Origin of the sequence: Halobacteriovorax sp. (assembly GCF_048381875.1) — a bacterium.
In the GTDB taxonomy this organism is placed as follows: domain Bacteria; phylum Bdellovibrionota; class Bacteriovoracia; order Bacteriovoracales; family Bacteriovoracaceae; genus Halobacteriovorax_A; species Halobacteriovorax_A vibrionivorans.
Genome location: NZ_JBLXBP010000002.1, coordinates 262,724 through 282,162 on the forward strand (window position 1 = coordinate 262,724; position 19,439 = coordinate 282,162).

Sequence of the window (19,439 nt, forward strand, 5' to 3'; positions counted from 1 at the left end):
TAGTATGAAGTTGATTAATACACTTATTCTTTTATTTCTAATTTTATCTTGTTCATCAAAGTCGTGGAAAGAGACATCACGTGAAAGTGCAGGAATTGCGCCTAAGGCCCATGAGCTAAAGGAAGATATTGTACAAGTCTACTACGCACGAGCTTTTTCCTGGCGAGGCAACTTTGCCGTCCATCCATGGATTGCTTGGAAGAAAGTTGATGAAGAACAATACACTGTAGCGCAAGTTACTTCATGGAATATCAGAAGAGAAGGTAGCGCCATTAGAATTGAAAAGGACCTTCCTGATCGTTTATGGTTTGATAATATGCCAACCCTCGCCTTTGAGGCACGAGGAAAAAAAGCTGCTACTATCATTGAAAAGCTAAAGCCTTTAATTGAAAATTATCCGTATAAAGATCTTTATCGTATTTGGCCTGGACCAAACTCAAATACATTTGTTTCCTATCTAAATCGCAATATAGAAGAATTGGATATTGAACTTCCACCTCATGCCATTGGTAAGGATTACCTAGGCACTAATAAATTTATTGCCCCGACAGCATCAAATACTGGCTACACCCTATCGGCCTTTGGGCTCTTAGGTGTAACATTTGGTAGAGCAGAGGGAATTGAATTCAACCTTCTTGGGTTAAACTTTGGTGTCGACTTTGCTGATCCAGCACTTAAGCTGCCTTTTGCTGGACGCGTTGGCTATCCAGACCGCTCACTATGATATTTATTATATTTACAAGCGATGGCGTTAGGATTAATCTAATTTCATGACTGAAGAAAATCAAAAATGCCCAAAATGTGAGTCTCCATATGCTTACTCAGATGGACAATTGTGGAATTGCCCTGAATGTTTTCATGAATGGAGTCTAGACGCTAACAATGAAGAAACTGAACAAGAGCATCAATTCCTTGATGTTAATGGGGCCCCTCTACAAAATGGCGACTCTGTTACAGTGATTAGAGACCTTAAAGCCGGTAAGTCCACAATCAAGTCAGGAACGAAAGTAAAAAATATTCGCTTACTTGATGATCCAGTTAACGGACACGATATCTCATGTAAAGTTGATGGCCACGGATCAATGTACTTAAAGTGCTCGGTAGTTAAAAAAGCTTAGGCTTTTACAACTCTCCATAATGAGTCAATAAAGTATTCATTCTTATCAGTAAAATGTTTTGCGACTTGAAAACCACTATCAAAGCACATTGTTTCAATGTCACCTTTTGTATATTTGAAAGAATATTCTAGGTGTAGTGGTTCGAAAGCTTCAAAGTGAAACGCTTTCTTCAATGACTTTATATAAACTGATTGATCCTTCTTTGGAAGCAAGTAGCTTTCCATAGCTCCTATTTTTGGATTAAAGATTCCTACATGCTGAAAGTTCTCTGGTTCAAAATTACCACCTAGCTCTTTATTTATACGCTCTAAAAGATTTAGGTTAAATTCTTTTGTGTACCCACTAGAATCATTATAAGCGGCCGTGAGTTTCTCAACATCTTTTTTAAGGTCAAAACCAATAAGGGCCATATCATTTGCCTCTAGTCCATTCCACATATGCTGTAAGAAGTAGTGACTTTGATGACGATTAAAGTTTCCAATATTTGATCCCAAAAATAAAACAAGCTTACGGTTTCTAGACTTTTCATTAATATAGCGAAGTCCTTCAAAGTATTCTGCGACAACACCATGTACTTGAAGATTTTCGTTAGGAGTAATGACTTCTTCAAGTTGCTTCATTGCCTCTGCTGATATATCGACAGGATAATAATTTACTGTTTTCCCGCTTTCTAGTAATCCTTCAATAATTAATTTACTTTTATGGCCATCTCCAGCACCAAGTTCAACAATATCCACTTCATCTTCTGAAATGATATTAGCAATTTCTTTATTAGCTTGCTTTAAAATTTCGTACTCAGTACGAGTTAGGTAATAGTCTTCATGTTTAGTTATTTTTTGAAATAACTCACTTCCCTTATCATCATAGAAGTATTTAGTTGATAGCATTTTTTCGTCACGACTTAGCCCATTAAGCACATCGAGAGCAAATTGTTCTTTGTCGTTAATATGATTTTCATAATTTACTAAATTAGATATTTCCATTACTTATCCTTGGCAATTCTTATTCCTGAAAACATCCAACGTTGATGTGGACGATAAAAGTTACGATATGTTTTTCGATAATGATTACTTGGAGTACCAAAGCAGCCGCCTCTTAAAACAAATTGATTACACATAAATTTCTCATTGTACTCTTCGAGGCTTCCTAGAAATGATTCATAACCTGGGTATGGAGAATAATGAGAAGATGTCCAATTCCACAATTCATGAGGTCCTTCATCAAGGCCTAATTCGCATTCAAATTCACTAGGTAAACGATAGCCGGCCCATTTTGAAAAGGCATAAGCCTCATAGTAACTAACATGGCAAACACTTGCATTTGGATCAACTAAGCCTAATCCTCCAAGAGTATACTCAAACCACTCTCCATCATTTAAAGACCAATACAGTGGTGCTTTTATTTTGTTTTCTTTAACCCAGTCATGTCCATCACTTGGCCACAGTCGAAAATCTTCATAACCACCATCATTAATGAACTCTAAATATTCACTATTAGTAATCAATTGTTGCCTGACAGAGTACGAAAGAATCACTCTTTCATGATTTGGTTTTTCATTATCATATGAAAAATCCTGTCCATTAAAGCCTACTTGATAAATTCCACCTTCAACATTTTTCCACTGATTCCTTGAGCGAAAAACTTTTAATGGCCAGTACTGATAATAAGCAGGATTACAAGGATTCATGGCAAATATATATTTGATATCCATTAGTAATAATTCTTGGTGCTGTTGCTCGTGATTTAGGCCGACCTCAAGTAAGAATTCAATTTCTGAAACAGGATCCATATTAGTTAAAACTTCACACATATAGAAATCGACATACTTACGATATTCATAAATCTCGTTTACTGTAGGACGAGATAGATGTCCCCTCTGTCCTTGCGACCAGTGATTCCCAACGGATTTATAATATGAGTTAAATAAATATGAATAGCCCTTATTGTATCGCTGATAATCATCGAGATACTTAGCTAAAATAAATTCTTCAAAAAACCATGTGGTATGGGCAAGATGCCACTTAGGTGGACTTACTTCTGCACAAGGCTGAACAACATAATCCTCAATCTCTAAAGGCTTACATATATCTTCCGTTTCCTTTCTTATATTAAGATAGATAGAAGTTATATCATTTTGGATTACGTGAAATCCAATCTCCCCCTTGGCCTTATTTATTTTGAATAGATTTTCTGAATTAAAGTTTATAGCTCCCCCCACATTAATTCTCGATGCAATAAAACGCTACCGTGGAAGGGTGATGATAGAAAGTTAAGAATATTAAAATTTCTTAAAGAATTAATAAAGTTTGAATCAAGCTTCACCCTACTTATAATTTTAAAAAGATCAAAATGGAGACTTTCAACATGAAATTTAAAGATAAGTATTCAATTACATTACTATTCCTTTTCTCTTCTCTCATCTTTGCACAAGATAAAAATGAAGTTCAGGACATGTCTGACCCTTTAGCAGTCTATACGCAGGCAGGTATAGGTACGACTTTGGAAAAAATGTTGTTGAAGATGATTCAAGTATTGATAGTGGGTTCTCTATCTATGGAGTTAATGCACTTATAGGAATGTATGGAAAGTTTACGATAACAGAGAAAATATGGCTAAATTATAATCCCTTTTGGCTAACTGCTGTGAGTGGCTCTAACATCTATGAAGATAGTGCATATGCTCCAGGAAAAGATAATATTCTCTTACATGAATTTGCAGCAAGCTATCAATTCACACCACGCTTTAACTTACGTTACTTTGCAAATTGGAGTAATTTAGTAGATATAACAGATGGAGATCACCGCATTGAAGCAAATTATCAATTTTAATGACCTCCAAATTTATATTTTAATATTCTAACTTAATTTTTTCAAAATCAGCTGAGCTGTGACGTTCATGAAGTTGCTGATCTTCATCTCCCCACGCTCGATTAACGACACGGCCTCGCAGTACAGCAGGTCTTTTAATTAATTCATCTGCCCAGCGGATGACATTCTTATACTCATGTACAGATAGAAACTCCGCTGCATCATATAGTTTCCCTTTAACAAGTGCCCCATACCAAGGGAAGATGGCCATATCAGCGATAGTATATTCATCTCCTGCAATATACTTATTATTCGCTAATTGTTTGTCTAATACATCTAATTGTCTCTTTGTTTCCATAGCAAAACGATCAATAGGATATTCAAATTTTTCAGGGGCATATGCATAGAAATGCCCAAAGCCTCCACCTAAGTAAGGCGCACTTCCCATTTGCCAAAATAACCAATTAAAAGTTTGAGCTCTTTTTATTGGATCTTTAGGAAGGAACTTGCCAAATTTCTCAGCTAAGTAGACAAGGATTGATCCTGATTCAAATACTCTAATTTCTTCACCATGATTCTTGTCTAAAAGTGCAGGGATTTTAGAGTTTGGATTAATATCGACAAATCCCGAACCAAATTGATCTCCTTCTCCAATATTTATTAGATATGCATCGTATTCGGCTTCTTTAATGCCAAGTTCAAGTAACTCCTCGAACATAATTGTGACTTTAACTCCATTAGGAGTCCCTAGTGAATATAATTGAAATTGATGCTCACCTTGTGGGAGCTTCTTTTCTTCTCTCGAACCAGCTGTAGGTCGATTAATATTTGCAAACTCACCTCCGTTACCTTCTGAAAAAGTCCAAACCTTAGGTGGTGTATATTTATCACTCATATATTCTCCTTTAGATAAATGAAATTTTAATCATTATAACATCAATCAATGAGATTGAATGTGAAGCCTCTGTAAAAATCCATACCTAAGAATGTTAAAAATATGATTAAAAGAAGACAAATATTGATACGCATCAAATTATAAATATATTTTTATGCTATTCTAGATTTATGAAAAAAATAATCTTTCTAGTACTACTTTCGTTTTCAACTCTAGCTGGGCAAAAAGAGGCCCTTGAAGCAATTCAAAAAACAGCTATGGCACTAAAAAAAGAGCTTCAATCAGCAATGAAGGTCTCACCAGTTAATGCCATTGAGGTTTGTAATACAAAGGCCATGCCCATCACTAAAAAATACCATTCAAAAGGTATTGAGGTCGGACGTGTTAGTCTAAAAAATAGAAATCCAAATAATACAGTAAAAGACTGGATGAAAGAAACAATTGATGCTTACGAATCAGGATCTAACAAGAAAGGCTATAGCGTTGTTCGAATTAGTAATAATCAATCCGGAATTATAAAACCAATAAAGACAATGCCACTTTGTTTAAACTGCCACGGTTCAAATATAAAACCTGAAGTGTCAGCTAGAATTAATAAGCTATATCCTGCAGATAAGGCCACTGGCTATAAAACAGGTGATACTCGAGGATATTTTTGGGCAACTTTTAAAACAAAATAATAGGGATAAAAAATGAATATAGTTATCGTTGGCGGAGGTACAGCTGGTATTACAACAGCAGCTAGGTTGAGAAACTCTCTTGATAAATCTTTTAAAATTTCCGTTATCGAGCCTTCTAAGTATCATTACTACCAACCTTACTGGACCCTAAACGGTGCTGGAATTGGAACAAAAGAAGAAACTAGAAAGTTAACCAAAGAGGTTATGCCCCACCAAGTTAGCTGGATTCAAGATCGTTGTATTAAAATAAATCCTGATAAAAATGAAGTTGAGTGTGCAAAAGAAGGCATTATAAAATACGATATTCTTGTTGTTGCTCCAGGAATTCAAATAAACTGGGATCAAATAGAAGGACTGAAAGAGGCAATGGGTAAAGACGGCGTTTGCTCTAACTACAGCTATGAATATGTTGATTATACTTGGAAATTCCTACAAGAGCTTGATCATGGTAGTGCATTATTTACTTTTCCTAACTCTCCTTTAAAGTGTGGTGGTGCCCCACAAAAAATTATGTATCTAGTTGAAGACTATTTAAGAAAGCATGGAAAGCGAAATAATGTAGAGATAGAATTTACAAGCCCTGGCCAAGCTATCTTTGGGGTTGAGAAATATAAAAAGTCACTTGAGAAGATTATAAAAGAAAGAGATATTAAAACTCATTTCCAAATAAACCTAGAGCGAATTGACGGAATTAATAAAAAAGCCTTCTTTAGAGATCTTCAAACAAATCAACTCATTGAAAAAGAATATTCGTTTATTCATGTTGTTCCACCAATGTCAGCACCAGATTTTTTGATAAATAGTAAGCTCTTAGACGAGACTGGTTGGATTGATGTAGACAAGCATACTTTCCAACATCAAAAATATGAGAATGTATTCTCTTTGGGTGATGTTTCTAATGCACCAACAGCGAAAACTGGTGCAGCAATTAGAAAACAAGCACCTGTGGTAGCAGAGAATATAGTCAAATTTATTAATAAGAGATCTGACTTTAATAGAGAATATAATGGCTACACGTCATGTCCAATAGTTACAGGATATGGGCAGTTGATTCTTGCAGAGTTTGATTACGATGGAAAGCCTTGCGAAACTTTTCCTTTTGATCAGTCTAAGCCTCGCTGGAGTATGTACTTTCTAAAGGCCCATATTCTTCCACTTGTGTATTGGCATGGAATGTTGAAAGGCAGAATGTAATTTATTTCTTTGCTGTATTCTTAATCTTTGGGTGTAGGTTAAATTCACAATTCATAGATTTAGTAACCAGACAATTATCTTTGGCCTTATAGAGTAGCTCTAAATATGGATCGACATTTCCTTCGCAACAAATTTCAAGGTTTACATAGATATCCACTTTTGTGAAAGCAAAACCTTTTTCAATTTTTTCAAGATGTGCATCGGCCTTAACTTCAATATTGGTCCACGCAAGCTTTTGAAATTGTGCAAATGACTTGAAAGTAAGTATATAGCAACTTGAAATACTCGCACTAAAAAGATCTTCAGGACTCCACTTATCTTCAACGCCTTGAAACTGAGGAGGAGGAGTAACTGTGAGAGATTCTTTCTTCTCGGCCGTAAGATTTAATTCAATATTATCGGCTCTACCTGTAGTAACTGTCGTGTAAGTTGCCAATATTAACTCCTATTCAACAACAAAATTATATTGATCATGATATATTTCAACTACTGTGAGAAATAAAATTCCTATAATTGGACCATAGAAGATTCCTCCCATACCAAATACTCCCATACCGCCTATAATCGTTAGAAGAACAAAGGTAGAGTTGATCTTAATTCGGTCGCCAATAAACTTGGGTTTAAACCAATTTTCAACAATAAGTCCAACAAGAGAAGTAAAGATAAAGAGCCCTACTCCTGCCCCTGTATCACCCGTTAGTACAAGATATAAACTGGCAGGAATCGTTACGATTGATATTCCCACTAATGGAACAAAGGCCAAAAACACCATAACAACTGTCCATAAGACGATGGATTCAAACCCCGTAAACCAAAGAGCAATACCTGCAAGTACACCTTGAATAACTCCTCCAACACCATTACATACCAAAGTTACATAATTCATTTGATTAAATTTTTCTAAAATCTTCTGTTCTTGGTCTGAAGGCAGTGGTGATAGGTCAAATATATAGTTTTTTAAATGCTTTCCTTCAATGAATATACCAAAGACGACAATCATCATAATGGCCAAATCAAATATAAAAGTAATGATATTACCCATAATCGAATTGATACTTGAAATCACTGTTCCTGAAGCTCCTTTAAGGGCATTTAAAACAGCAGTCTTTACTTGCTCCATATCAATATCCATACCAGACATTTGAGAAAAGCTTCTTATTAAATCAGCGACGGCCCCTTGTCCAAATAAGAAGTTATCAACTTCGTGATGTGCTAAAGCACTGACAATTCTTTGATATAATGAAACTGCTTCCTTACTAAGAGCTAGAGCTAAGAATATTAGTGGGATTAGTACAAGTAATGTAATAATCAAAGTCGTAAGGATGGAGCTGGTATAATTTGTAACTTTCCACTTGCTAATAATTTTATTTTTTAGTGGATTAAAGACACCGGCTAAAACAAGGCCAAAAATAATTGGTCCAATCATCTGCCTGGCCATCATCCAAACCAAATATCCAATTAATAGAAAAAGAAAACCAAAGAATACATAAGTTACATTATATTTATTTTGCATATAAATATTGTATGTTTGAATGCCTTAGTGTGCAAATAAAGAATAAAAAAAGCCTCCTAAAAAGGAGGCCTCTTTTAACATAATTTTTACGGTTTGATTTTAGTAGCAGTAGTAATAACCCCATCTATCATAGTAACAATCATAGTATGTGTAGCTATAAGCATACCAGTAGTAATAAAATACTACTCCACCAAAGAATAGGTAGTAGAATCCATAGTCATAACCATAACGACCGTGGTAATTTGCTCCAGTATTTTTCATACCATCTACATAATCTTGAATTAGTGATTTTGATTCTTCAAGAGTCATTGTTTCAAGATCAATTGAAGCGACAAGACTAGAAAGTTCATTGGCAACTTTTTGATCTTTGATATTAGACTTTAGGTAGTTTAAAACGTCAGCAGGTTTTACACCTTCTGCTCTTAACTCACCTAATTGAGTCTCAAAGTTTCTAACAGTTTCATTGTAGAACTCTTGATCTTTTTGATCCCACTCTACAGATAATTTAAACTCAACCTCTTCAAAGATTGGAGCAATTTTCGCATCAACATTAGCTAGTGTTGAAAACGAGAAGCATACAAGTGCTACAGCAGCTAATTTCTTAAACATGAACATCTCCCTAAATAATTAGTTAAAATATATGGGTTAATACCCAACAAAATATATTACGTCAATTCTTTATCGAATCTATGTATTTATAAACCCATCTCATGATAGGCGTTTAGAAGCTTTATTCTGCCACTAAGCGGAGATTTACAAGAGCGTCGACATTCCTTAAGAATGGACTTCACTAAATCACCTCTAATGTTTGAGCTACTCGTTAAATTATTTCTAATATTATATATATACGAGTGACTCTTCTGTTCATCTAGCTCCCTAACTTGCCAAAGTACTCCTAAGACAAAGTCAATATTTGCATATGCATTAGACTCAAAGCCTGATTGATAAGTCTGCTCTCTAAATGCATCTTTTTCACGTACTCTTTTTGCATAGTCCTTTACCTTATCAGCAAGTGTTGAACTATTGGCAATTGAAGCGGCAAAGAAATCGGCCATGCCTTCATTAACAGGTGAAGAATGACTTAATGTTAACTTGTCACTAAGAGCGATATGAGCGAACTCATGATAAACAATTTCAGGAATAAACGATGTATCTAATAAATAACTCTTTCCCTGAAGAAGTCCATATATATGCTTCATCGCTATAAACGAAGCTTCAATAATTGCCGTGGAACCTAAGATACTAAGTCCAGAATCCACAAGCTCATCACCGCTTAATAAAAATAGATCAGCAACAAATCGTTGAAAGTTAGCAAATCGAGATTGAGTACGAAACTCACTAAATAGTGCCGCTGTTTGTTCGAAGTCGTTCTTTAATCCTTCACTAGGTAAATCAACTTCTTTTGCTGGCCTAAACCAGATCTCATGTTGCCAAGGATCAATACCAAATCTTGCTCTTCCTTCCCCAGGAGGGATTGAAAGAGCATTATTATATTCAGGAGCTAGATTATCATGAGCAAAGTGACCAATAGAATTAAATTGATTAGTAATTCCAAGTCTAATTGTGATTTGCCCTAACTCACTTACATACTTAGAATTAACAACATCAAGAAAATACTTCTTCGCTTTTTTTAGATGAAAGTAAACACTTGCTGCTCTCATCTTTTCTAAGTCATCATTTAGTTCAGATAAAATAATCGGTTTTTCAGACTTTGCTTTAACTATTTTAAAACTCTTATCTTCTAACTTTCCAAGGTTGTCGATGTCTGTGAATACGACCTCTTTTTTTACAAGATCCATTTCTTTATTACGAGTTAAAACTGTTGTTTTAAAAGCAGCAAAGCTAAACTGTGCAATAAGAAGAAGCACCAAGAGCTTAGAACATTGAATGATCACGAGCTGGCTCCTTTTTAATATCAGTTAACATTTCGATTCCAACGAGAGCAAAAACCTTCACAAAATAAACAGAAGCAGGAATTGCAGCAACAAAAATCGTTCCATATCTTTTTATAAAACGCTTTCGTTTTTCACCTTTTGTGAGTTTAGGATTCCAAACGTACTCAACTGTCTCAAGAGTACTTAGATCCTCCCCATTTACTAAACCTGTTTCAAAAGAAGCGGCCAAGATATCCTCAAACGATACATTCGTTGATGAGAATAAATTTGTATTTTGTAAATCCCCTAATTCCTTACGAATCATCTTTGCAGCAAAACGATACTGCTCTAATGGGTCGAGAATTATTTCTTCCACAACTTCATCGTCTAAAACAACATTAATCGATACAAAGTCTGCATTAATGCGATTTAAGAGTCTTTCCATCATGCTTCTAAGATAAATAATCTGAAATGGATTATATTTTGAAAGTAGAACTTCACGACGAGATGCTTTTCGCTTTTCACTTCTTTTTGAAATATAGTCTACGCCCTCAATCTCAAGACGTTCAGGAAATTGATTTGTTAAAAAGTTTTGATTTTTACGATATTCAGATAATGTATTTGCTTCTTTATGATAATCTTCTTGTACCAGTCTTTTAAGCTGCCAATACATTCTCTTTGAAATTAGACCTTTGTGATAAGCAACCTTAAAACTCTTTATTGGTTTTTCAACTTTTAATGCACCTATTAGGTTCTTAAAAGCGATATTCAAACAAAGGCCACCTTCGATCTGCTTTGCAAAATCATGAAATGCATTTTTATTAAAATCTTCTACCTTAGATTTAAATGGTGAAAGGTATTTATCTTTCTTTGATTTTAAAAATGATTTGATTGTTCGATTTAAAAGACGGTATTCAGTATCATCAATAGTCTTATTAGACCTTAAATAAATGAGTGAGTCTTTTAAGCTTAAATCCTTATCTAATTGATAAACATCTTCTAAGATCTCGTACTCACATTGAGAGTCGCTTAATGACAAATTATCTAATTCAAAAAGCTGCTGTGAGGATAATCTTGAAGTTACTTCTTCAAGGTCTTTTTGGTCGAAATAAGCACTTGTTCCCGCAATATTTATAGCGAAAGTATTTCCACAGATTAGCTGTGCCAATAAAATAGCGAGGAGTGTTTTATTCATTCAATCTTAGTACAATAAGACAGGACAAATAGGAATATACGCTGAAATATATACAGCAATTATTTATATTGGGCCTCACTTACCTAAAGCAAAGCATAACTACCTGAAATAATATAAGAATTAGTAAAAGAATTAATCTTCTCTATCACTGAAAGATGAAGGAATGATATCAATACCTAAACGTTGTCCTAGTTTTACGACAAAAGGAAGAGTCAGAGGTGCAAACGGCAGAACTAAAAGAACCCCTACTCCAAGCCCCTTTAGGATTTCTACAAATTGCTTATTGGCCAAGACCATCTCTTCCTTAGTTGCCAAGCCTTTTGTATAGCGGCCATAGATAGAAAACATCTCTCGCGTCTCAACTCCTTCTTGCTCAAGCCCTCTTTTGAGTCTCAATAAAGACTTCTTAAGACGCGCCTTTATTCCTCTTCTTTTCGAAGATAAATAAATAAGCAAATCGAGATATTTCTCCTGAAATTTATTAGTTTCCTTCATCACAACATTTTACAGTTGCCCATGACTTGAAACAAGTACTAATTATTTAGGACAATCGAGATACATATCACAAATCTCTTGCATGGCCTTGTGAGAGTTATTAAATGCAAGATTAATACTTCCTCCTCCTCGGCCGGCAGAAAGATCTCCTAATAGAAAGATTCCTTCTTGCTTAGACTCAAAGAAGTCATTAACTTCTGGACCTTCTTTAGACATTTTTATACCGATAGTCTCTAGAAAGTTCTTTGGTGTTGAACCACCTAGTGCATAAAAAATATGATCAAACTTTTCTTGCTTTCCATCTTTAAAGTTGACTTGAATTCTTCCATCAGATTCTTCAACTGAATCAATATCAGTTCCTAGCCTAACATCACATAATCCTTCTTTTCCAAGTTCAAGAAGTGTCTTGTGATTAATGTCATTCATACGACTAATTGATTCTCTACGATAACTGAAAGTGACATCATTCTTATTTTGAACAAGATATTGGGCGTACTCACTTGCTGAGTCCCCACCACCAACAACTAAGACTTTCTCATTTTTAACGAGATTACTAGTTAAATCAAAGTGGATCTTACTTGTTATTTCATTTGGAATTTTATAACTAGGACGATTTGGACGTCCCATAACACCAATTGCAATTGCAACTGTTTTTGTTACAAAACATTCTTCACCAGAGCAAACAACATATTGACCATTTGCTAATTTCTTAATTTCATCAACACTCTTCTCATAAACGACATTAAGCTTATAGTCTGCGATTGCCTTATCGAGATAACTCAATGTTTCTTTCTTTGTCGAATCCATTAAACATAAATGTCCAGTACATGAAACATCATTACCCTTATAATTGGCCGTTACCATCTTCTCTTCTGGATAGAATTTTCTGATGGCCCAAGAATGTTCCTTGGCCTTTTCAAGAACGAGAATATTATTTGGAGAAATTCCTTTCTCACATGCCTCTGTTGCTAAACTAATCCCAGCAGGCCCAGCACCGATAATGACAACTTCATATAAACTCAATTCTTCGTACATTATTTACCTCGTTAACTAAACTAATTTACATTGTTAACCAACCTAAGATGACAATCATCATAGCAAGATTTTTTATTTAAATTATCAATACATTGTTAACACAGCGTAAAGATTCCTTAAACCCCTCTCAAGGAAATTAATTCAGTGAGAACAATCATCTTTTTTTACCGACGTAATATCAATAATATAAATTACGAGAGGATAAATGAATTTAATTACAACTAGGGAGAGAGAGTGACAGAAGGAGAAAGTAGCTTCGGCTATGATGAATTATTTTTTTCAAGAACCAATAAAAAGGGAATTATCGAATCAGGTAATTCTGTATTTCAACGAGTAAGCCAATATGAGTGGGATGAAATGCTGGGTAAGCCACATAAGGTTGTCAGGCATCCAACAATGCCACGAGGAGTTTTTTCACTTCTTTGGGATACCATTGGCCGCAATGAAATGATCGGTGCATATGTTAACAATCAAGCTAAAGACGGAAGTAATTACTGGGTATTTGCGCTAGTCTCACCAATTGATGATGGCTACTTATCAGTAAGACTTAAACCAAGCAGTAAATACTTTGCAATCATTCAAGAGAAGTATGAAGAGTTATATCATCTTGAAAAGAAGAAGAGACTCTCACCAAAAGAGTCTCAAGATATTCTAATTTCAGTTGTAAAAGATCTTGGTTTTCAGGACTACAGACAATTTATGATTGAAGCACTAATGGCAGAACTTAACGCAAGACAAATAGAGCTTGGAGAAAGGCCTATAAACGCATTACAGTTACTAGAAGAAGCGTTGAACTCAGGGGCAACTCTTGAGAATAAGTCAGAATTAATTTTTGAGGAATATCAGAAAACTTCACTTGTACCAATGAATCTAGAAGTCCAGTCTGCACGAATTGGTGAAGAAGCCGCTTCCCTTGCAACGATCTCTTCTCAGTACGATAATCTAGCCAAAGAAATACACACTGAAATAAATAAATTTGTGGAATCAGGAAAGATAGTGCAGCAAAAGGTAAAAGAATGCCAATTCTATGTTTGTAATTCCATTCTTCAGCAAGAGATACATAATTTCTTTGAGAATGAAACAAAGCCAACACCAATTCAAAAATCTAATGAAATGGAAATTTTAAATACATTGCGAATTGAACAAATAAAACGTGCAAAAGATAGCCTTCAAGAAATTCAAAAAGAGTTTCGAACTTTTGAGCGTGTTTGTAATGATGTAAAGAAGTTATCAATTGGTTTAGAGATGGTAAGCATAAGTGGAAAGATTGAAGCTGCAAAATTATCAACATCTTCAGGTGAACTTCATGGACTCCTACGCGACCTGGGTAATTTCAAAGACAGTTTAAAGCAAACATTAAGAGAAATTAATGATGCCGGGAAGAAGTTAATTTCACAAACACTACAGATGAATGAGTCACTAAATATGAGTAATGTTGCATAATTCATAAGAATACCCGTAGAATGTTCTTATAAGTGAACACTCTACGGGGCAATATAATGGACTTTAATTTACTTAAGATTTTTGAAAAAGTTGCAGAACTAGGAAGTTTAACAAAAGCAGCAAAGGCACTAGGTCATCCAAAGTCTAAAATTAGTCGTGACTTAGTTAAGCTCGAAAGTTTAATCGAATCAAACTTACTCATACGTGGCCCAAGGGGAATATCACTTACACAACAGGGAGTGCACCTACTCCAATCAATTAGACAGCCAATAGAAGCCCTAGAAAATTCTGTCAGAGAACTCCAAACAAATAATGATGAGATGAAAGGAGCCATTAAACTAACAGCTCCAGAAGACCTCTCGCAAGAGATTTTAATGGAACTAATAAATGAGTTCATGGGAATATACCCATCTATAAGGATTCAGCTTTATTCAACGAATGATATTCTTGATTTTAAGGAGCACCAGCTCAATCTTGCATTAAGAATTGGGAAACTAAAAGACTCGAACTTAATTCAAAAGAAAGTATGCGATATTGAAGTTGCCCTTTTTGCTTCAAATCAATATCTAAATACTAATGAACGAATTTTAAAAGAAGATGATTTAAAACATCACTCTATTGGATTATTAAAAGATGTTTATGGGACGCCATTAACAAAGAAGAAATTAAATGATCTACAAAGTCATTTTTCAACAAACTCTTTTCCACTATTAAAGCAATATGTGAGTAACTCACAAGGCATTGCAACCCTTCCAACCTTTTATTGCAAGAAAGAAATTGCGACAAATATATTTACAAAAGTTTTGCCAGAATTTACCTATTTCAAACGTTCTCTATTCGTTCTATCTCCACCTTCTAAACATATCCCAAAGCATGTTAAGGTTTTTAAAGATTACATTTTTGAAAAGCTTCAAATTGCTATTTTAAGCTAACAGGAGAAGAGAGAAAGTCTTTGGATTGTTTAAATAGATTATCAAATGGATTAGTATCCTGAATCTTAATCTCAGGGTTTCCAAAGGACATAAATAGCAGATCTTTTTCTATTTCTTCATAAATCGAAGAGTATTGATTGTTTGTAAAGTACTTACGCTCTTGCTTTAATTTTCTAATAAACTTAGCTGATTGGACATAATTACCTTTTGCATACTCCTTAACGATTTCAGCTAGTAATTCATACTTTGTAACGGGCCCTTTATTTGATAAAAGTGCTTTCGCTAACGGCCCGTTATTATCTGCTTCAACAAAGATCTCCACAGCAAAGTCATCGCCAGGACGCTCTTTCATATAGCTTTTTAAAACTGGTAGAAGAAATGAGGTCTGTCCGCCGAGAATACTAAATTTAGCATAATCTCTTAAGTAGTTCTTATCTGTAATCCCTTCATAAGTAGAACGACATATTTTACAAGCAACTTCTTTTTGCTCGACTGCACTTTGAGCAGGGCTCATCATTGCATTAGGATTATCGATTTCACTAAAGCAACATGTCTGGCAAGTATAAGACTTCTCTATAGTCTTAGTATGAATACATCCTGTATTGTGAATGAACTCATGAAAAAGTGTACCACGGAAACTATAAGCATTATCTTGCCAACGCCACTGTTGTCCTAAAGAGATAAACGGATGCTTCATTTCATTACTACTAAATTCATCTGAAGCGCTGGCATAGGCTTTAGCATCAGTCCAATTAATTCCTTTGGACTTAATATCTGCATTTGTTTCTGAACAAAAGATCTTTGGTTTATTATCAGGGTCACTAAAGAGATTATTCATTTTAAGAAGTAATTCTTTCGAGCCTTCACCATCAAGTTCTTGTAAACAACTAAGGCCATCTTTATATGACTTTAAAATATTTGACTCGATATATTTACGATTGGATTTTTCAAGGCATGACTTTTCAACTAAGACACCATACTGCGTTTGAAAAAAACGATCATTAAATTCAACAAACTTTGAAAAGTCCTCTAGTTGAGTCTCACTCATTGTTGCGCTTTTAATTATAGGCTCTAGGCAATTAAGATCTTCTTCTTGATATTTATTAATTACACTTGCACCACTAACCTTTAGCTTTTTAGTCTTTAAATCAAAGACACCAAATTTTACAACAATATATCGACCAAAGCTCTCAGATTCCCTCTTTACGATCTCATTTCGTGATTTATAAGTGCTAATATTCACACTTATAGCGAGTACATTTATATTCAAAAGGAGAAAGAGAAGAGCTCTTAGCTTACATTTATTTTTCACCTTCTAATTTTAGCATAATTTCTTCTATTTATGATACCCTAGGTATATGGCTACACATCAAGATGAAATTCCTCTATTTATCCCAAAGGGAGAAACCAATTTAATTATTCTAGGAACTATGGGCTCTATTAATGCTCGTACTGTAAATGGTGAAAAACCCGATGGTGAATTCTTTTATTACAATAATAATCGCAATCACTTTTGGAAAGTTTTACAATTCTTGTTTGAACCAGAAAAAGAAGCTCGAAAACTTACTATTGAAGAAAAGTATGCCTTCTTAGAAAAGTGGGGCATTGCTATGAGCAATATAGTAAATATTGCCAAGGTTCCAAATAAAGATAAAGACGATCCTTCTGATACTGTTTTATTTGCGGCCCATAAGAAAAATAACGTGGACTTTAAACATGCCTCACCAAAGTTTAAAAAGTTATTGAAAACAAAGCCTATGTTCTTTACTTGTCGTAGAAAAAAAGGAATTGAAAACTTACTTGAAGGCTTCTTCGAACAAAATGGACTTAGTACAGACCTTATTGATCATATCTGGTATTGGCCAACGCCAACAAGATGTAATCCAAAGGCCCGCAGTCTTATTTGGAAAGATGAAATGAAAGAGTTTCTAGCGAAGTTCCCTTCTTAGAACTTTTCCAACATTATTCTTTGGTAACTCATCTCTAAACTCAATCTCTTTTGGTACTTTATAACCAGCAAGATTCTTCTTAGAAAAGTTCTTAATATCATCTTTTGTAATTTCTTTATTCTTTACGATAAAGACTTTTACAACCTCTCCTGACTTTTCATTATCGACTCCAATTGCCGCAACATCCTGAACACCGTCAAGTTCAAGAAGAACTTCTTCCACTTCATTTGGATAAACGTTAAAGCCAGATACGACTATCATATCTTTTTTACGATCAAGAATTTTAACAAAGCCTTTTTCATCAATACAAGCAAAGTCACCTGTTTTAAGCCATCCATCTTTAGTAAATGTCTTAGCTGTCTCTTCTTCTTGTTTCCAATAACCTTGCATAACTTGGGGACCTTTCACACACAACTCCCCTTCTTCGTTAAGGCCCAGCTCATTTTCTTGCTCATCAACGATCTTGATATCTGTCGAAGGAAGTGGAATACCAATCGATCCAGCGATATCTCTTCCATCAACTGGGTTACATGTTACAACAGGAGAAGCTTCAGTTAGGCCATAACCTTCGACGACACTTGACTTAGTTATCTCTTCCCATTTTTTCTTAACTGCTACTTTCAGTGCCATACCACCAGCAACACTCAATTTCATATAACTTAGATCCAGCTTTTGAAATTCTTGATGATTAAGCAATGCCTGCAATAAAGTATTCACAATTGTTGCGACTTCAGGCCTATGTTTTTTTATATCTTTTACAACAGAATCGAGATCACGTGGATTAGTAATTAATAAATTAGTTGTTCCCATATAGAAGAAACCAAGAATATTAACAGAGAATGTAAAGACATGATAAATTGGTAGAGGGGCCAGAACTTTATACTCTCCCTCCCCTAGACCAGACTTAATCCAAACGGCCATTTGAAGCATATTAGCAATAATATTTCGGTGAGTAAGTACAGCGGCCTTTGTTTTCCCAGTCGTTCCACCAGTGTATTGAAGAAGTGCAATGTCAGTATTTAAAAGCTTTGGATATGATGCTTTTAGCTTACTTCCTCTATCAATAGCGGTATTTAAAGACGTGTATGTTCCTTTATAAGATGGAACCATCTTCTTAATATATTTGATGGCAAAATTAACGAGGTTTCTTTTTAAGAAAGGAAAAAAGTCTCCAATATCAGTTGTAATTACATGCTCAATCTTACTATCGGCCATAGCCGCTTCAAGTTTTGAGACAAAGTTACTACAAATAACAATTGCCTTTGCTCCAGAGTCTTTTAAAACTTTTTTAACCTCTCTTTCAGTGTATAGAGGATTCGTATTAACAACAATTAGACCGGCTTTAAAGGCCCCGTAAAGGGCAACAGGATATTGTAGAAGGTTTGGCATCTGTATCATGATGACATCACCTTTTTTCAGTTTTAGCTCTTCGATTAAGTAATTAGCAAAGGCATCCGATTTTTGAGCAACTTCACCATAAGTCATCTCAACATCCATATTTATAAATGCTGAGCGGTCCTGATACTTACTACAAGTTTCATCTATTACTTCGACAATACTATTGTAGCTATCTGGGTTAATCTCAAATGATGCATTTTTAGAGTAGCTATCTAGCCAAATCTTATCCATATTTTCCTCGTATATCCCTTAATTCTTATCAATACATGCACGGTGTAGTGCATCGATAAATTCAACTCGCATTTTTTCAAATTCTTCTTCTCTTCGCCCTCGCCCTATCCAAGAATGGATAAGCTCTCTTGCAGCTCCGTAAAGAAAGGCATCTAAAATATTTGGAGAAATGACTTTTACACCTTCAGACTCTCCTTGCTCACATAAGACTTCATAGATCTTAGTAGATAGGGAGCGATACTCTTTTTGAATAAGGTGGCGAATCTCAGAGAAGCCAGATTCAGACACTCTCCAAAAAAAACTACTCTCTCTTAAATTGTTCTTATGCCAATTGAAATATGTTGTAACCAACGCGTCTAGTGTCTCATCAATTGTTTTGGCCGATATAGCAGCTTGATAAACTTCATTTCTAATTCTTGAGGTTAATTTAACGAATAATGATTTAAAGATATCTTCAATACCATTTGGAAAATGATAATAAAAAGTTCCTGTTGATAGACCAGTATGCTTCTTTAGCTTTGAAACACTTAAATCTAAAATGGGAACTTCATCTAATAAATTAAGAACGCCTTCATAAATGGCCTCTTTCGAATCCTGCTTCACTTTCACTTCCTATAGACAAGTTGTCTAGACGATTACTCTACAATATGCCATAAGAAAAGCCTCGACTCAAGAGGCTT

General features: G+C 34.8%; 22 protein-coding genes. 9 read left to right on the forward strand and 13 right to left on the reverse strand.

Annotation, left to right across the window (positions count from 1 at the left end):
• Nucleotides 1-4 precede the first annotated feature (4 nt).
• Together ACN5L8_RS05455 and ACN5L8_RS05460 are read left to right on the forward strand one after the other, a co-directional pair.
• Nucleotides 5-724 carry a DUF3750 domain-containing protein gene (locus ACN5L8_RS05455; RefSeq protein WP_419172527.1) on the forward strand — a complete coding sequence of 240 codons (720 nt, stop codon included), beginning with the start codon at nt 5-7 and terminating at the stop codon, nt 722-724.
• A gap of 46 nt (nt 725-770) precedes the next feature.
• Nucleotides 771-1,118, forward strand: a complete 348-nt coding sequence (locus ACN5L8_RS05460; protein ID WP_115361084.1) for a zinc ribbon domain-containing protein YjdM — start codon at nt 771-773, stop codon at nt 1,116-1,118.
• Here the strand turns inward: ACN5L8_RS05460 and egtD are convergent.
• Both egtD and egtB read right to left on the reverse strand, forming a co-directional pair.
• Entirely contained in the window at nt 1,115-2,101 is a 987-nt protein-coding gene (egtD, locus tag ACN5L8_RS05465) for an L-histidine N(alpha)-methyltransferase (RefSeq protein ID WP_419172528.1), read from the reverse strand. The two genes, ACN5L8_RS05460 and egtD, sit on opposite strands and share 4 nt — an antisense overlap.
• Nucleotides 2,101-3,336 carry an ergothioneine biosynthesis protein EgtB gene (gene egtB / locus ACN5L8_RS05470; protein ID WP_419172529.1) on the reverse strand — a complete coding sequence of 412 codons (1,236 nt, stop codon included), beginning with the start codon at nt 3,334-3,336 and terminating at the stop codon, nt 2,101-2,103. The genes egtD and egtB overlap by 1 nt, the downstream gene beginning before the upstream one ends.
• A 146-nt stretch (nt 3,337-3,482) precedes the next feature.
• Between egtB and ACN5L8_RS05475 the strand changes: the two genes are divergently transcribed.
• Nucleotides 3,483-3,692, forward strand: coding sequence for a hypothetical protein (locus ACN5L8_RS05475; protein WP_419172530.1), 210 nt, complete (start codon nt 3,483-3,485; stop codon nt 3,690-3,692).
• A 68-nt stretch (nt 3,693-3,760) separates the two neighbouring features.
• Nucleotides 3,761-3,946, forward strand: coding sequence for a hypothetical protein (locus tag ACN5L8_RS05480; protein ID WP_419172531.1), 186 nt, complete (start codon nt 3,761-3,763; stop codon nt 3,944-3,946).
• A 19-nt stretch (nt 3,947-3,965) separates the two neighbouring features.
• On the opposite strand, the gene yghU is transcribed toward ACN5L8_RS05480, so the two are convergent.
• Entirely contained in the window at nt 3,966-4,820 is an 855-nt protein-coding gene (yghU, locus tag ACN5L8_RS05485; protein WP_334679063.1) for a glutathione-dependent disulfide-bond oxidoreductase, read from the reverse strand.
• 170 nt (nt 4,821-4,990) lie between these two features.
• Here yghU and ACN5L8_RS05490 point away from each other — a divergent pair, with 170 nt between their 5' ends.
• Complete coding sequence (locus ACN5L8_RS05490; RefSeq protein ID WP_115361091.1) at nt 4,991-5,500, forward strand: Tll0287-like domain-containing protein; 510 nt, start codon at nt 4,991-4,993, stop codon at nt 5,498-5,500.
• A 12-nt stretch (nt 5,501-5,512) separates the two neighbouring features.
• Nucleotides 5,513-6,694: an FAD-dependent oxidoreductase gene (locus ACN5L8_RS05495; protein WP_419172532.1), complete on the forward strand. Its 1,182-nt coding sequence runs from the start codon at nt 5,513-5,515 to the stop codon at nt 6,692-6,694.
• Nucleotide 6,695: 1 nt separating this feature from the next.
• On the opposite strand, the gene ACN5L8_RS05500 is transcribed toward ACN5L8_RS05495, so the two are convergent.
• From ACN5L8_RS05500 to ACN5L8_RS05530, 7 genes are all read right to left on the reverse strand, one after another.
• Complete coding sequence (locus tag ACN5L8_RS05500) at nt 6,696-7,130, reverse strand: OsmC family protein (protein ID WP_419172533.1); 435 nt, start codon at nt 7,128-7,130, stop codon at nt 6,696-6,698.
• Nucleotides 7,131-7,139: 9 nt separating this feature from the next.
• A complete protein-coding gene (locus ACN5L8_RS05505) occupies nt 7,140-8,207 on the reverse strand; it encodes an AI-2E family transporter (RefSeq protein WP_412474254.1) in 1,068 nt (355 codons plus the stop codon).
• A 99-nt stretch (nt 8,208-8,306) separates the two neighbouring features.
• Nucleotides 8,307-8,816, reverse strand: coding sequence for a hypothetical protein (locus ACN5L8_RS05510; RefSeq protein ID WP_115361099.1), 510 nt, complete (start codon nt 8,814-8,816; stop codon nt 8,307-8,309).
• An 86-nt stretch (nt 8,817-8,902) separates the two neighbouring features.
• The gene (locus ACN5L8_RS05515; protein ID WP_419172534.1) at nt 8,903-10,102 is read right to left on the reverse strand and encodes a hypothetical protein; all 1,200 of its coding nucleotides are present in this window, start codon (nt 10,100-10,102) and stop codon (nt 8,903-8,905) included.
• Complete coding sequence (locus ACN5L8_RS05520; protein WP_419172535.1) at nt 10,083-11,276, reverse strand: hypothetical protein; 1,194 nt, start codon at nt 11,274-11,276, stop codon at nt 10,083-10,085. The genes ACN5L8_RS05515 and ACN5L8_RS05520 overlap by 20 nt, the downstream gene beginning before the upstream one ends.
• A gap of 132 nt (nt 11,277-11,408) precedes the next feature.
• Nucleotides 11,409-11,672 carry a hypothetical protein gene (locus ACN5L8_RS05525; protein ID WP_419172536.1) on the reverse strand — a complete coding sequence of 88 codons (264 nt, stop codon included), beginning with the start codon at nt 11,670-11,672 and terminating at the stop codon, nt 11,409-11,411.
• A 141-nt stretch (nt 11,673-11,813) separates the two neighbouring features.
• The gene (locus tag ACN5L8_RS05530; RefSeq protein ID WP_419172537.1) at nt 11,814-12,806 is read right to left on the reverse strand and encodes an NAD(P)-binding domain-containing protein; all 993 of its coding nucleotides are present in this window, start codon (nt 12,804-12,806) and stop codon (nt 11,814-11,816) included.
• Between the two features lie 234 nt (nt 12,807-13,040).
• On the opposite strand from ACN5L8_RS05530, the gene ACN5L8_RS05535 reads away from it, so the two are divergent.
• The gene (locus tag ACN5L8_RS05535; protein WP_419172538.1) at nt 13,041-14,249 is read left to right on the forward strand and encodes a hypothetical protein; all 1,209 of its coding nucleotides are present in this window, start codon (nt 13,041-13,043) and stop codon (nt 14,247-14,249) included.
• 56 nt (nt 14,250-14,305) lie between these two features.
• Nucleotides 14,306-15,181, forward strand: coding sequence for a LysR family transcriptional regulator (locus tag ACN5L8_RS05540; protein WP_419172539.1), 876 nt, complete (start codon nt 14,306-14,308; stop codon nt 15,179-15,181).
• Here the strand turns inward: ACN5L8_RS05540 and ACN5L8_RS05545 are convergent.
• On the reverse strand, nt 15,168-16,493 hold the full coding sequence (locus ACN5L8_RS05545) for a hypothetical protein (protein WP_419172540.1): 1,326 nt from the start codon (nt 16,491-16,493) through the stop codon (nt 15,168-15,170). The two genes, ACN5L8_RS05540 and ACN5L8_RS05545, sit on opposite strands and share 14 nt — an antisense overlap.
• 46 nt (nt 16,494-16,539) lie before the next feature.
• On the opposite strand from ACN5L8_RS05545, the gene ACN5L8_RS05550 reads away from it, so the two are divergent.
• Nucleotides 16,540-17,130: a hypothetical protein gene (locus ACN5L8_RS05550; protein WP_419172541.1), complete on the forward strand. Its 591-nt coding sequence runs from the start codon at nt 16,540-16,542 to the stop codon at nt 17,128-17,130.
• Here ACN5L8_RS05550 and ACN5L8_RS05555 read toward each other — a convergent pair.
• Nucleotides 17,110-18,759 (reverse strand): AMP-binding protein, encoded by a 1,650-nt coding sequence (locus tag ACN5L8_RS05555; protein ID WP_120404404.1) that lies wholly within the window; start codon nt 18,757-18,759, stop codon nt 17,110-17,112. The two genes, ACN5L8_RS05550 and ACN5L8_RS05555, sit on opposite strands and share 21 nt — an antisense overlap.
• Nucleotides 18,760-18,777: 18 nt before the next feature.
• Nucleotides 18,778-19,362 (reverse strand): TetR/AcrR family transcriptional regulator, encoded by a 585-nt coding sequence (locus ACN5L8_RS05560; protein WP_158536840.1) that lies wholly within the window; start codon nt 19,360-19,362, stop codon nt 18,778-18,780.
• Nucleotides 19,363-19,439 lie beyond the last annotated feature (77 nt).